At 61.5% G+C, this 14,461-nt stretch carries 11 protein-coding genes and 1 pseudogene; 1 reads left to right on the top strand and 11 read right to left on the bottom strand.

The annotated features are described in order from the left end of the window. Positions 1-47: 47 nt before the first annotated feature. From ACQZ60_RS19930 to ACQZ60_RS19980, 11 genes and pseudogenes are all read right to left on the bottom strand, one after another. On the bottom strand, positions 48-2,792 hold the full coding sequence (locus ACQZ60_RS19930) for a LuxR C-terminal-related transcriptional regulator (protein WP_448735962.1): 2,745 nt from the start codon (positions 2,790-2,792) through the stop codon (positions 48-50). A 90-nt stretch (positions 2,793-2,882) separates the two neighbouring features. Then, positions 2,883-3,971, bottom strand: coding sequence for a DUF917 domain-containing protein (locus ACQZ60_RS19935; RefSeq protein WP_080853737.1), 1,089 nt, complete (start codon positions 3,969-3,971; stop codon positions 2,883-2,885). A 1-nt stretch (position 3,972) separates the two neighbouring features. Further along, positions 3,973-5,067 (bottom strand): DUF917 domain-containing protein, encoded by a 1,095-nt coding sequence (locus ACQZ60_RS19940; RefSeq protein WP_448735963.1) that lies wholly within the window; start codon positions 5,065-5,067, stop codon positions 3,973-3,975. A 4-nt stretch (positions 5,068-5,071) separates the two neighbouring features. Then, positions 5,072-6,613 (bottom strand): hydantoinase/oxoprolinase N-terminal domain-containing protein, encoded by a 1,542-nt coding sequence (locus tag ACQZ60_RS19945; RefSeq protein WP_425645143.1) that lies wholly within the window; start codon positions 6,611-6,613, stop codon positions 5,072-5,074. A 96-nt stretch (positions 6,614-6,709) separates the two neighbouring features. After that, entirely contained in the window at positions 6,710-7,768 is a 1,059-nt protein-coding gene (locus tag ACQZ60_RS19950) for an ABC transporter ATP-binding protein (RefSeq protein ID WP_448735964.1), read from the bottom strand. Positions 7,769-7,839: 71 nt separating this feature from the next. After that, positions 7,840-8,943: an ABC transporter substrate-binding protein gene (locus tag ACQZ60_RS19955; protein WP_448735965.1), complete on the bottom strand. Its 1,104-nt coding sequence runs from the start codon at positions 8,941-8,943 to the stop codon at positions 7,840-7,842. Between the two features lie 64 nt (positions 8,944-9,007). After that, positions 9,008-9,811, bottom strand: a complete 804-nt coding sequence (locus ACQZ60_RS19960) for an ABC transporter permease (RefSeq protein ID WP_080853733.1) — start codon at positions 9,809-9,811, stop codon at positions 9,008-9,010. Beyond that, the gene (locus tag ACQZ60_RS19965) at positions 9,811-10,749 is read right to left on the bottom strand and encodes an ABC transporter permease (protein ID WP_020812359.1); all 939 of its coding nucleotides are present in this window, start codon (positions 10,747-10,749) and stop codon (positions 9,811-9,813) included. The genes ACQZ60_RS19960 and ACQZ60_RS19965 overlap by 1 nt, the downstream gene beginning before the upstream one ends. A 16-nt stretch (positions 10,750-10,765) precedes the next feature. Continuing rightward, positions 10,766-11,533 carry an aspartate/glutamate racemase family protein gene (locus tag ACQZ60_RS19970; protein WP_003521962.1) on the bottom strand — a complete coding sequence of 256 codons (768 nt, stop codon included), beginning with the start codon at positions 11,531-11,533 and terminating at the stop codon, positions 10,766-10,768. Positions 11,534-11,885: 352 nt separating this feature from the next. After that, positions 11,886-12,491, bottom strand: a pseudogene (locus ACQZ60_RS19975) (nucleotidyltransferase domain-containing protein); the annotation flags it as partial. A gap of 54 nt (positions 12,492-12,545) precedes the next feature. Then, positions 12,546-13,892 carry an aminotransferase-like domain-containing protein gene (locus tag ACQZ60_RS19980; RefSeq protein WP_448735966.1) on the bottom strand — a complete coding sequence of 449 codons (1,347 nt, stop codon included), beginning with the start codon at positions 13,890-13,892 and terminating at the stop codon, positions 12,546-12,548. Between the two features lie 136 nt (positions 13,893-14,028). Here ACQZ60_RS19980 and ACQZ60_RS19985 point away from each other — a divergent pair, with 136 nt between their 5' ends. After that, the gene (locus ACQZ60_RS19985; protein ID WP_448735967.1) at positions 14,029-14,433 is read left to right on the top strand and encodes a VOC family protein; all 405 of its coding nucleotides are present in this window, start codon (positions 14,029-14,031) and stop codon (positions 14,431-14,433) included. The last annotated feature ends 28 nt before the right edge of the window (positions 14,434-14,461 follow it).

The raw sequence follows: 14,461 nt of genomic DNA on the forward strand, positions 1-14,461 counted from the left end.
TTACGAACCTCATGTGAGCCGGCCGACATCGCATATCGATGTCGGCGTCATTCGCGGTCGGTCAGCTTGAGATGTTTGCTGACGGAGACGGCCATGCCGCGCCGGCTGACGCCAAGCTTCGCGTAGATGTTCTTCAGGTGGAATTTCACGGTCGCTTCCGAAAGGCCGAGATCGCGGGCCATTTCCTTGTTGCTGCGGCCTTCGGAGAGAAGTTTCAAAACGGTGGTTTCCCGCCCGCTCAGCAGTCCGGCGGCATGTGTTGCGCCGTCGTCATTGCCGCCCAGCGGCATCACCATGCGTGGCTGGCGGCCAAGGCCGTGTCCGACGATGCGGCTCATGAATTCCACCGCGTTCGGGCTGAATACCTTCAGGCCGAAACGGCGCACGATGGCGCGCAATGTGGTGGCAAGATCGTGCCCCTCATCGGTAAAGAGCTGGGTCGCCTCGTGAGCGCGGGCAAGGGCGATGGCCGATTGCAGATAGGCGAAGGCCTGTTGTTGTCGGCCCGCTTTCCACGATGCCTGTACCGCCATGATTTCGGCCAGCATGCGGTGATAGGCGCGGCCGGACGCCTTGGCGGAAAGGATCAGGGCTTCGAGCCTTAGCAATGCCTGCGGCCCCTGCCCCTGCGCAAGCGCGAACCGGGCGCTGGCGATGTCGAAATCATAGGCCTCGCGCCAGGTCCAGTTGCCGGGACCGCCCGCCTGTTTCAGGGTTTCCACCCGTTCCATCGCCTGCGTTGCCGACTCGATCATGCCGGCCCTGACGAGCAGATCGACACGCATGATCGCAGCCGCGGTCTTCAGGCGGGGCAGGTTGCGCTCCACCGCCACTTCCTCCGCCTTGTCGATTGCGGCAGCGGCGGCGTCGAAGCCGCTGACCTGAAGACGGCTGCGGGCCAGCAGCCAGAACAGGCGCATGAAAAGGTCGACCCAGCTTTCGCCGCGTATCAGCGGCTCTACGCATTCCGTCAGGGTCTGCTCGACATGAAGCACCTCACCCTGTTGATAAAGCACATCGGCTGTTGCGAGGCGGACGATGGCAAGCAGGTTCCTGTCCGTCCAGTGCACCCGTTCCACCAGTTCCTCGGCCTCCCGGCAAAATTGCAGGGCGGCGGAAAATTCACCGGTCAGCGTGCTGACGAGGCCGAGGTGGATGAGCATGAAGACCTGGGCATAGGGCGTTTTTTCCTCGCGGTAATATCCGAGCGCCTTCAGCGCCGCCCGCCGCGCTTCCTCAAGCTCGCCGGTCCGGGTGTAAATGATGCAGAGGTGGTTGAAGAGCCAGGCGAGTTCCCACGTGGCATGCGGCGGCAGGGCGGCGGCGGACCGTTCCAGCCGTTGCGCCTCGGCAGGGCTCATGCGGCGGTCTTCATAAACATCGATCAGGCTGTCGATATGGTCGAGGACGCTACGGTCGACGGCGGCAAGTGCGGCAGCGGACCATTCGCCGTTTTCTTTCAGAATATCGAGCCGTTCGCGCCCGGCCGCCGCATTGCCGCGCTTGGAGAGCACCACGGCATAACAGACCATCAGGCCGGGCGATGCATGCAGGATTTCCGGCGGAAAATTATCGATGAGGTGCTCCAGCACCTGATGCCCGGCCCGCAGGAAAATATCGACGCCACCGGCCTTGCCGATGATTTCTTCCGCCATATGGAAATCGCCGCTCTGGGCGGCGTGGGAAACGGCGCGTTCCAGATGGGCGCGGGTTGCAAACCAGAGGGCGGCCTGGCGATGCAGCGCCTTCTTTTCCGTTTCCGAAACGAAGGCGGTGTCCCGTTCGAGGCAGGTGCGAAGCACGGGGTGCAGGGAGAGCCAGCCATTCGGCCCGTTTTCGATAATGGGATGCATGGCCTCCAGCATGGCCAGATCCTCTTCCGTCAAGCCGGGCAAACCGAGGTCGGATGCGAGATCAAGACGAAATTCCGAGAAAGGCGACAATCGGCGCAGGGTGGACAGAAGCGCCGGAGAAAGCCGGTTGATGACGGTTTCGCGCGTGTAGTCCATCAAATCGGCATGGGTCCCGGCGAGCAACAGGCGCCGCTCTTCTTCCGTCGGGCCTCCGGTCACGATACCGGCGGCGAGTTGCGCCAGCGCGGGCCAGCCGCGGGTGATTTCCATCAGGGGATCGACAAGCGCCGCCATCGCACCGCGGGCCAGAAGCCGCCGCAGGTCGGATCGCTCGAATTCGAGCTCTCGCGCCGTCACCTCCGTCAATACCCCGCGTGCCTTCAGTCGGGCAAGCGGCAATTGCGCGGGAGAACAGGACGAGCAGGCGATACGGAGCGCATCGGGCGCGGAAAGAATGAGCTGCTCCAGAAGCCGGTATCGGCTGCCGGTGTCGATTTCGTCGACATTGTCGATGAAAAGAATGGTCAGGCCCTCACGCCGCGCCACCGCTTCCATGGCGTCCGTCATCGCATCCTGCGTGTCCGCCATTGCGGCAAGGCCAAGCGATTGACGCAATTCACCGACGAAACGCTCAGGGGATGCAATGCCGGACGCATTGAGCCAGGAACAATGGGAAACCGCCGTATCGCGCATGCCCGGCAAAGTGAGGGTGCCGTCCACCAGACGTTCATAGGCCGCTTTCATCAGGGCGGTCTTGCCGAAACCGGGCGGGGCGCGAAGAACGACGATCTGTCTGGAAAGCCCTGCGGCCAGCTTGGAGAGCAGATAGGGTCTTTCGATGCCTGAAAAAAGCATGCGCGGCGGGCTGAAGCGCAACCCGGCGCCGGTAAAGGTTCTTACGGCATGCAACGGCTTTTCACGCAAGACACGGCTCGGCATCGGTCCTCTTTCGTCACTGAACGACCGGCCCCAGCCGGAATGATGTCCGGAAAGGGCAGGGCATTATCAGCGCCTGATGCCGGGCGTTCGTCAAGAGCCGAGTGGCCGATAGGCTTGCGGCAGGCCGAAGGCGGCGGGACCGAAGACGGCAAGCGCTTCCGGCGTGCGCATGATGGGCGGCACACGCACGGCAAGCACGTTCACGCGTTGTCCATAACGCAGCCTCTCGGTGGTGATGGCTTCGGCCGTGTCGATGTCGAGCACGGTGATGAGATCGGGGACGATTGCCAGCACGCGGCCACCTTCCTCCTCGGCGACGAGATTTTCGTTCTGGATGCGGATTTTGACCTTCGGTTTCGAGGTGTCGAAGGGTTCGATGGTGGCAATCCCCACCGACCAGCCGTTTTCCTCCTTGCGGGCGACATCGCAGACCTTGCCGGAGGTAATGATTTCGGCATGGCCGTAATGCGTGCCCGCAAAAAAATCGACAAGCGCCCTGACCGGATCGAGATGCCCTGCGGCCGCCTCGCGCAGGGTCCGGCCAATGCCGATGGCGAGCGACATGGTGGCGGGCACCGAAACACGTTTTGCCGTTTCGCCATCCATGCCGTAATTGACGATATAGGCCTGCCCGCCCATGCGGATGGTCACGCCGCGGGCCAGCCACTCGGCCTTTGCGGCGTCTTCGGTCTCGATCAGCACGCGGTTGCCGCGTTCGTCGGCCACCGCCACCGGGCTTGCCGGCACGCCGTAGACGTTGAAGGTTTCCATTTCAAGCTGCGGGAAGGCGCGGCCCATGCCGTCCGCATCGATGACGGGCACGCGCTTTTTGGCCGCCAGCACGATGGGTATCATGGAATTGATGCCGCCCGCCTCGAAGGGAATGATGGCGCCGACATCGATGCCGGTGTGGTCCTCATAGGTCTCAAGCGCAAGGTCGCCCTCTTCGCCGGAGGGGATTTTTTCGATGAGGATGGTGGGCGCTCCCATCGCGCCGCAGGCGACGACGGCTGCGCCATCGGGCACCGCGTCGAGTGCGATCAGATCGACCGGCCCGTATTTTTCGATGGCGGCCTTGGCCAGAAGTTTGCCGATATAGGGGTCGCCGCCGCCGCCGGTGCCGAGAACGGCCGCGCCGACGGCCAGATCGTCTATGTCCTGCTCCGTGATGATTGCCATGTCAGTCGATCTCCTCGATGGAGGTAAAGGGTTCCTTCAGGCCGAAGCAGGCCGGGCCGAAAACGTTCAGCGCTTCCGGGGTGCGCATGATCTCGGGCACGGAGACGGCGACCACGGTGACGCGCTGGCCGTAACGCAGGTTTTCGCTGGTGATTGGCTCGGCGGTTTCCGTGTTCATGATCGAGATCAGGTCCGGCACGATGGCTCTTACCTTGCCATCCTGCCTTGCGATCAGGTTCTCGTTCTGGATTTCGATTTCCATCTGCGAGGTGAACGGTGCGACGGCTTCGATGCGGGCGCGGCCAATGGTGAAACCGGCTTTGGTTTCGCGCATCACATCGACGATCTTTCCCTTGAAGATGACGCGGCCGTAACGGTAAAGCGTGGATGGCAGGAAACCGAGAAGCGCCTCGATGGGATTGATGTGGTCCTCCTGCGCCTTGCGCAACACCTTGCCGATGTGGATCGCCAGTGTCAGCGTATTGGGAATTGCCGTGCGCTTCACCTCCGCGCCGCTCATGGCATATTCCGCAATATAGGCGCAGCCGCCCATGCGAATGGCGACGGCGCGGGAGAGCCATTCCATCTGCCTGTTATCGACGGCTTCGATCAGCGCGCAATCGCCCCACTCGTTGCTCACCGCCATGGGGGAGCCGGATATGCCGTAAACGCCGAATGTCTCCATTTCGAGAAACGGGAAGGCGCGCCCCATGCCATCGGCATCGACGATGGGCAGACCGAGCCGGGCGCCGACGACCAGCGGAATGGTGGAATTGATGCCGCCTATCTCAATTGGCATGGTGTAGCCGGCTTTTTTGCCGAGCCGTTTCTCAAGGCGACGGAGCGAGAAGATGGCCTCTTCGCCAGACGGGATTTTCTCCACCAGCACGGTCGGCGCACCCATCATGGCTGTCGGGATGACGAGGCTGTCGTCCGGCAATTCACTGGGGTCGATCAACTCGACCTCGCAGCCTTCGTCAAGGCATTGCTGTACCATCATGCGCCCGACATAGGGATCGCCGCCGCCGCCGGTTCCGAGAAAAGCCGCGCCGACGGCAAGATCGGCAAGATGTTCGCGTGTGAGTTTCATCGCCATGTCCTCAACCGATCACCAGGTCGCCAACCGCCTTGACGCGGATGCGGGTGGCGCTGCCGGGCAGATAGGCAAGCGGCACTTCCTCGATATCCATGATCTTGACGGAGGCTGCAGTCGCCCCCGCCTTTACCGCCCGTTCAGAAGCCTCGGCCTTGGCGCTTGCCAGAACGGCGTCACGCGAGGTGCCTTCCAGCGAGAAGATGCGGTCCACCTCGCCGCCCACCTGCGCGATGGCCGCACCGATGGCATTGGCGACGGAGGCGTTTTCTGGCCTCAGAACCTTCGATGCCGAAGGCAGATCGCGCGAGACCAGAATGGAGCCGCCGCCCACCAGAATGACGGGAAGAGGATCGGCGCTGGTTTTCATGCGATCCACGGCCTCATCGACCATGCGATGCATGGTGTCGAGTGCGGTTTCGATGGTTTTTGCGGGAATATGCGCAACGCGGGAGCGGTCGCCAATATCCTCCAGCCCGGCCGCCACGACGATATCCGTGGTTGTCAGCGTATCGCCGCCGAAAACCAGCGCCTTGCTGGTGATCTCGTAACCGACGGAATCGGGACCGATGCGCTTACCCTCGTCACGCACCAGCGAGCCGCCGCCAAGCCCGATGGCCAGCACGTCCGGCATGCGGAAATTGGTGCGCACACCGCCAATATCGACGGCAACCGCCGATTCTCGCGGAAAACCGTGAACGAGCATGCCGACATCCGATGTCGTACCGCCAATATCCACCACCATGGCTTCCTTGACACCGGCCAGCATCGCAGCGCCGCGCATGGAATTGGTGGGACCGGAGGCGAAGGTAAGGACGGGATAACGCTCCACATAGTCGGGAGACATCAATGTTCCGTCGTTCTGGCTGATGAAAAAGGGCGCCTTGATGTCGAGCTCCTTCAGCGCGCTGCGGAAGGAGGAGACGACCTTGCGGGAAAGCTCGGCCAGCGAGGCATTCATGATCGAGGCGTTTTCACGCTCGAGGAAGCCGACCCTGCCGATTTCATGGCTGAGCGAGATGGCGATGTCAGGAACCGCATCGCGCAGGATTTCGGCGGCGCGAAGCTCCATTTCCGGCGTGACCGGCGAAAAAACCGAGGTGATGGCCGCCGTCTTCAGGCCGCGTTCGCGCACGGTGGCGGCAACCTCCATCAACCCCTTTTCGTCGAGAGGCGCGATGGTGCGCCCGTCGAATTCATGTCCGCCGCGCAGCATGAAGGTGTGGCGGCCAAGCGTGTCGGCCAAGTCCTTCGGCCAGTCGGTCAGCGGCGGCAGGCCCTTGGTGGCAGGCAGGCCGAGGCGGATGGCGGCGACTTCCAGCAGGCGCTTGCGCTCCACCACGGCATTGGTGAAATGGGTCGTGCCGATCATCACCGCCTGAATTTGCGAGACGGATACGCCCGTCATGCCCAGAAGCTTGTTCAGCACCGCCACGATGCCCGAGCCGACATCGGCCGTTGTCGGGCTTTTGCAGGCGCCGATGACCGCTGCCCCATCCATAAGGGCGGCGTCGGTATTCGTGCCACCCACATCAATGCCAATACGCATGTCTTTCTCCTGTCGATAGACAAGGGAAGGGCGCCTGCGCGGATAGTCGCCGCACATTGCATCCTTTCCCGATTTTCTGGTTCCGGTGGCCGGGTCTCAGGCCACCAAGACTTCGGATCGTTCCGGGTCCCATGTCACGCCGATCGCCTGTCCGGGCGACAGCCTGGCGAGATGGGACTGGTTCTGCCGTTCGGCGACGATATCCTGCCCGCCGACCGAAAGATGGTAGCGGACAAGGGCGCCCTGATAGGTTTCAGAGATGACGGTTGCCGGAACGCCGGTGCCGGCCTCGCCGATGATGATGTTTTCCGGCCTGACGACGAGCTTGACGGCTTTGCCATCGGCGAAGTCTTCGGCGGGAACACGTGTCAGCGCCACGGTGTCGCCGAAGCTGACCACCAGACTTTCGCCTTGGCGGCCCCTCACTGTGGCGTCGATGACGTTGGACTGGCCGATGAAGGTGGTGACGAAAAGCGTCTTCGGCCTCTCGTAGATTTCCTGCGGGGTGCCCACCTGCTCGACTCTGGCTTTCTGCATCACACCGATGCGGTCGGACATGGTGAGCGCCTCATCCTGATCGTGGGTCACATAAACGGTGGTGATGCCGAGCTTCTTTTGCAGATCCTTGATCCAGTATTTCATTTCCTCCCGCAGCGATTTGTCGAGCGCCGAAAGCGGTTCGTCGAGAAGCAGGATGCGCGGTTCGGTAACCAGCACGCGGGCAAGGGCCACACGCTGCTGCTCGCCGCCGGAAAGCTGGCGCTGATAGCGGTTTTCATATCCCATCAGCCCGACCTGGCGTAACGCGAAGGCGACGGAGCTGTCGATTTCCTCTCTGGATTTCTTTCGCAGCTTCAGGCCGAAGGCGATGTTTTCCGCCACGCTCATATGCGGAAAAATCGCATAGTTCTGGAAGACGATGCCGATGTCGCGCTTTTCCGGCGGCAGATGGGTGACATCGTCCGATCCAATCAGAATCTGCCCCGATGATGGGCGGATGAAACCGGCGATCATGCGCAATGTCGTGGACTTGCCACAGCCGGAAGGTCCCAGCAGCGAGAAGAACTCGCCCTGTTCTATATGCAGATCGATGCCCGCGACCGCGACATTGTCGCCATAGGATTTGACGAGGCTTTTCAGTTGAATATCCGACATCGGCTTCCGTTGTCCTTTCCCTCTGGGACGTGGCCGGCGGAACCGGCCACGACGTTCTGTGGGTGCGAGGGTCAACCCGCGAAGATTTCGTTCACGGTCTCGACGATCTCGTCTTCGTTTTCGAGATAGGCCTTCCAGTCCGGCAGCCAGAAATCCTTGGTGGCGTCGGCGCTGTTGACGATACCGGCCTTGACGAGATTATCCGGCAGGACGGCGTTGGAGACGGTGGGGCGCAGGTAGAATTCCTTGCCCATATTGGTCATGAAGGACGGCTCCAGCGCCCGGTTGAGAAGCGCATAGGCAAGCTTCTTCTGGGTCGGCTCGGAATAGCGGCTGACCGTGTAGGTCTGGGTCAGGATCGGCTGGAGTTCCTTCCAGTACATGACGGCGAAAGGCGCGCCCTTGTCGCGGGCCTGCATGGGTTCGGCGTCGCTCTGCACGGCGATGACCACCTCGCCGCGATCCATCAGCGTCTGCATGTTGCCGGTGAAATCCGAAATCTTGGCGGGCATCAATTCCTTCATCGCCTTATAGCCGGCATCGAGATCATACTGATCCTTGCCAAACAGCGAGCAGGCGACGAGGAAGAAGTCCATCTGCAGCGTGTTGGAGGTGATGTAGGTGCCGCGCTTGCCGGCGAATTCCGGCTTCCACATGTCCTTGAAGCTGGTCGGCGGCGGCGTGACGAGATCGGTGCGGTAGGCATGCACATACTGGTTGAAGGCCCAGGTGACGCCGACGCCGTTCGAAGTGGCAAATGGCCAGAGATTTTTGCCGTTCGGCAGGTTGGGAAGGATTTCGTCGATCGTGTGGAAGAAATCGCCCGCCGCCGCCGTCTTGAACATTTCCGGCAGGTTCCAGTTGGTAATGTCGAGCGGCGGTTTCTTCGGCCCGTTGGCGACGAATTTGGGAAACCACGGCCAGGTGGAATCATATTCGATCTTGCAGTTGAAATCTTTCGCGAAGTCGGTCAGCAGATATTTGTGCACCAGCTCGCCCCAGGGGCCGCCCCATTCGCCTATCCGCAACACCGCGCCGCCGGCATCGAAAACGGAACCGTCATAGGTCACATCCTGCGAGAAGGCGTGGTTGATGTTGAAGAGCGGCAAGGTTGCCGCTGCAGCACCCATCTTGAGGAGCCTGCGGCGGCCGGGATCGAATGTCATTCCTGTCATGTCCATGTTCCCCTTGTTTTTGAATCTATGGATACGGGTATTTCATTGAATGTCCGGCGGAGCCCTAGCCGCCGAAAATGCGCTTCAGATTGATGAGCCTGGAGGTCGCCACCATCGAGACGACGACGAGAAGGATGGCGAATATGCCTGCCGCAGCCGCAGTGGGTTCGAAGGCGTAACGCAGCGCCACATACATCGCCATCGGCAGCGTCTGCAGGTTTGGCGTCGAGAGAAACAGCGTCACCTCGAACTGGCCGAAGGAAATGATGAAGGCGAAGATGGTGCCCGCCGAGATGGCCGGCGAAATGATCTTCAGCGTCACGAGGCGAAAAGCGGTGAAGGGAGACGCCCCGAGCGAGCGCGCCGCCTCTTCCAGGCTGCGGTCGAAGCCGACGAGGGCGGCGGTGACCGTGGCGATGACGAAGGGGCAGGTGACGATGACATGGCCGATGATAAGCCCGGTCATGCTCCGCGCGAGCCCGATGCCGGTGGTGACGTAAAACACATAGAGCGCAAGGCCAAGCACCACCCCCGGCAGGACGATGGGCATCATGAAGAAGGCGCGCAAAGGTGCGACAAGCCGGCTGGACGACCGTGTCAGGAAAAGGGCCGCCATGGTGCCTAGTACCGTCGAAATCGCTGTCGAGATGCCGGCAACGAGGAAGGAAACGCCATAGGCCGAGAGGAAGGTCGGCGAGGTCAGGAAGGCATAGACCCAGCGCAGGGAAAAACCCTGCGGCGGAAAGGTCAGGTAGTCGCCGGCATTCAGGCCGGACAGGATGACGATGATGACTGGCACCAGCAGGACGGTCAGTGTCAGGACCGACAGAAGCCTGAAAACAAGCGGAATGGATGATTCCTCACGCATCAGCTGCGCCCTCCCGTGGTGCGCATGGCAGCGCGGTGATAGACGGCGATCGCCATCAGGCTGGTGACGAAGAGGACCACGGCGATTGCCGCGCCGAATTGCCAGCGTCCGGTTTCCGCCACCTGCTGGTAGATGTGGATCGGCATGACCATGACCTTCCAGCCGCCCATCAGCGCCGGCACGACATAGGATGAAATGGCGAGTGCGAAGACCAGCAGCGTGCCCGCCAGAATTCCCGGCATGGAAAGCGGCAGCACGATGGAGAAGAAGGCCTTCGTGCGGGAGGCACCGAGCGATCTGGCTGCTTCTTCCAGCGCCGGATGGATGGATTTGATGATACCGATCAGGGAGAGGATCATGAAAGGCAGCGTGATCTGCACCAACCCGACCACGACACCGAAGATGTTGTACATCAGCGGCAGCGGTTGCGAAACGATGCCCATGCGGATGAGTGCGCCGTTGATGAGACCGTTATCGCCCAGAAGTACCATCAGCCCATAGAGCCGGATGACCATGTCGAGCTGCATGGACGATAATACGAGGATCATCAGCAGGGTGTTACGGCCGGGATTGACCGTTTTCGCGATGACATAGGCAAGCGGATATCCGAGCACCAGGCAGACGAGCGCCACCACGGCGGCAATGCCGACGGAACGCAGGATGGCCTCGTAATAAATGGCGCGGGTGAAGATGCGCACGAAATTGTCGAAAGTGATCGCGCTCGACAATGTGATGACGCCGGCCACCGATTTGTTGAAGGCGAGGGCGAAAAGCGAGGCGGTGGGCACGACGAAAAAGGCGATGAAAAAAATCAGGGCGGGCAGCAGGAGCAGCCAGAAGCCGAAACCGTCATCGAAGCGTTTTCGCGCCGGCGAAACCTGAGCGAGGGGCAGGCCGTCCATCTGCTTGTCCGTTGTCGTCATTGCGGATACCGCCATGTTGCGTGATCTCCCGTCATTCGGCCGCTTGCGGCAACATGGCCCTGTGCAGTGCGTCGTAGCCGATCAGTTCCTTTTCCGGTGGCGCCGGATAGGTCGTCTTGCTCTGGGAAAGGCCGGCGCGGACGAGGCCGGCGGCAATGGAAACGGCTGTCGGGATGGGATCGACGACGGGAACGTCGATGCCCTCGGCAAGCAGCCCTTCACGCAGGCCGGCGGCGCATCCCATCAGGCCGGTGCAGCCGAAGATCAGGGCTTCCGCGCCGTCTTCCTCCACCGCCTTCCTGCCTTCCTCGACGAGGCGGCGGGCGGTGGCGGCAAGGTCCGCCTCGAGATCCAGCACGGGAATATCGACACTGCGCACTGAGGCCAGCTTGCTGGAAAGGCCACTAAGGGCGGCGGTGTTTTCAAAAGACGGGATCAGGCGGCGCATGACGGTAATGACGGAGAATTTGTGTCCCAGCATGGAAGCAACATGCATGCCGGTTTGGCATGGCCCGAGAACGACCATGCCGGAAATCTCCCGGGCCGGGCGCAGGCCGGGATCGCCCATGCAATCGATGATGACGGCATCGACGCCTTCACGTTCGGCGCGGGCTATTTCAAGCAGGGTGCCGGGAACGGACATCGCCGCCTCGAACTCGCTTTCGATCGAGCCCGGCCCGGTGGCTATTTCGGCGTGGGAAAGGCTGATGCCGGGATATTCCAGCGCCTTGAGATCCGCCAGTTTGCGAAAGCCGCGCGTTACGATGGGGGATACGACACGAACATGGACGTCACGCATTCTCGATATCTCCTTCAGCACCGCAACGACTTGCATATGCGGGCAAAACCAGGCCTGAAGTTGCGTATCCGACGCTTGCCGAGCCTCCGGTGACTGCGCCGCTTGTTCCGATGCCTTACGGTGCATCGGCTTGCCGCCGGACGAAAGAGCTTAGGCGAATAGGGGCTTCACTCTTTTGGGTGGGTAGTATGGCTGGTTTGAAAGCGCAGTACCTATTCGTTTAGATAGGTAATGCTGCATAAAACAGATGCGCCTCCGATGTTTGACTAAACATTGGGCGATCAAAGTCGTAAAATGAGGCGTTTCTGGCGTTTTGCGAACGGTTTAACCGCAAGTGGGCCTTCGGGAGGCGCAGCGCCCGTACCCAGTCGTGACCCGGGTGCAGGCGGTCAAGGCAGTCTCGCAGCCAGAGGCGTTCCGAAAGAGGTAGCTTTGGCCGGGCTCTTGCGAAATCGTCCTCGTCCTTGGGGCGCCTGTGCTTTGCCTTGAACAGAAGCACGGCGGAGGGATTGAGATAAGGGATGCCGTCTGCGGTCAGCGACACCATTTCGATCCGCGGCCGCGTCATTTCCGGATTTCTCTTGTAAACCCAGGTGTCATTCGTCCCCGGCTCGATCATCATATCGGCGCGCCAGCACCCGGCAGGGCGATCGAAGCACCATATTTGAAAAATCTCGGGAGCCGGGTGCTGGTCCGCTGGCAGCGGTTCGATAACGCCATCGCTGACGGTATAGAACTCCATGTCACCCAGTTTCCGGCGAAAAATACCCAGATCTTCGCGCAGGACCGTGAATTCGAGATCGTCATGTTCACGCGTCTTGCTCCCGTGCCACAGATCGAGAGCCCAGCCGCCGACAACGCACCATGGCCGCGATACGCCGTCCAGTCGCTGGGACAGTTCGGCAGGGCTCCAGGGGGTCCACACATTCTGGTCCGGCACAAGCGGGTGATCACTCATCATATACGGTCGCTTCCATGCAATTTTCGTATCGTCGTTTATTTGCCGATGGCCTCAAGGCCAACGCTTCAGCAGTCCCGCCAGAAGCGTCAGCGCCTCCGTGAGATCGTCGAATGACGGGTTGCCGAGACAGAGCCGAATACCGCTCGCCGGATCGCCGGGATTCACCAGCATGGATTCGGGAGGGGTCAACTTGATACGCATTGCCGCAGCGGCGAATGCGAAACGATTGGCGGCGTCGCGTTCCATCGGCAGCCAGACGTTGTATGCATCGGGATGCGAGCCAAGCTGGTTCGTGCCGAGCAGTGAAATCGCCAGGCTGGAGCGCCGGCGGGCCTCATGGCGTAGATCCCGCTGGATTGACGAGATGATGCCGGAGGTCAGCCAATCCTCAACCACCGCGCAGGAGAGTGCGGATGGGGCCATCGGCATGTCCTGCAGAAGGTCTTCGGCGGTGTCGTGCAGCTCTGCCGGTAATGCAAGCACGCCGATCTGCAGGCCGGGACCAAGGGACTTGGAGAGCCCGTTCACATGAAACGAGATTTCAGGAGCCAATGAGGCGAGCGGCGGCAAGGCCTCTGCCGATGCCGCATAAACGCCGTCCTCGATGATCCATACGCCGGCCCGGCGGCAAATATCCGCAATGATCTGCCGCCGCGCCGCGCCCATGGTGACGGTTGTCGGATTATGCAGCGTCGGCGTCAGATAGACTGCTGTGCCGTCACGCGACGCCGTGCCGGCGAGCGCTGCGGCAAGCGCTTCCGGCACCATGCCTTCGGCATCGATTTCAACACCCTGCATCCGGTATCCTTTACGCCGGGCCAGTGCGATCGCGCCGGGATAGGTGATCCGTTCGGTCAGGAGCAGGCCCTTCGGGCCGCAGGCGAGATCGAAGGCCAGGGCCAGCGCCTGGCGGGCGCCGCTCGTCAGCACCAGATGTGACGGATCGACGGTCAGACCCAGCGTTTCTAGCCAGTGGGCCAGAAGACGGCGGTGTTCCAGATGTCCGGTGGGCGGGGCGTAAAGATTGATGTGATCCGCATCGATCCTGCGGGCGATCCCCGTTAGCGTCTTGGCCAGAATGCGGGCGTTGAGCGTGGCCGGCGGCGCATTGGAGGAGAGGTCGAACTGCCGATCCTTGTGCGCCTCCTGAAGCGCCACGAATGTTCCACGGCCCTTGACGCTGCGTGTCAGTCCGCGCCTTTCGAGCACTGAATAGGCTTTTGTTACCGTGCCAAGCCCCACCCCCAGTTTCCATGCGAGATCGCGATGGGCGGGCAGACGGTCGCCGCCCGTCAGCCGACCCTCAATGATGTCATCGGCAAGAGCAAGCACCAGCCGTTCTGCGGCATTCGCCTCAATATCTGCAAGACGGGGAGTCCAGGGGGATTGCAGCAGCACAGCCTTACCTTCGATAAAAGTGTCACGTTACACTATTTCAATAAACAGCAAGTGTAACATAGGCTATGACGACGCTGATTGAAATCCACACTTTACGGCGGGCAATCGGCCATGATGCCGGCGCTTGGAGGATCGAATGTTCAGCCATGTAACCGTCGGAACGCGTGATCTTGAGCGGGCGGAACGCTTCTACGATGCCGTGCTTGTCCCGCTCGGCCTGACGCGGCGGGTCGTTACCCCGGATGGCGGGCCTGCGGCGCTTTGCTGGGTGGCAGCACACTCACCGTTGCCCCGCTTTTATGTCTATCGTCCTTTCAACGGCGAGCCAGCCACGGTTGGCAACGGCGGCATGGTCGCCTTTCTGGCGCCGTCGAAAGAGGCGGTGGAGATGGCCTATGCCGGCGGCCTTGCGCGTGGCGGCACGGATGAAGGAGGTCCGGGGCCGCGCCCGCATTACGGAGACGGCTATTTCGGCGCCTATCTGCGTGACCCTGACGGCAACAAGGTCCACATCGTTCATCGCGGAGACCTCCAGCAATAGTGCTGGGGAAGTGTCCTGCTTCTGGAGA

This window comes from Agrobacterium sp. 22-223-1, from assembly GCF_053522385.1.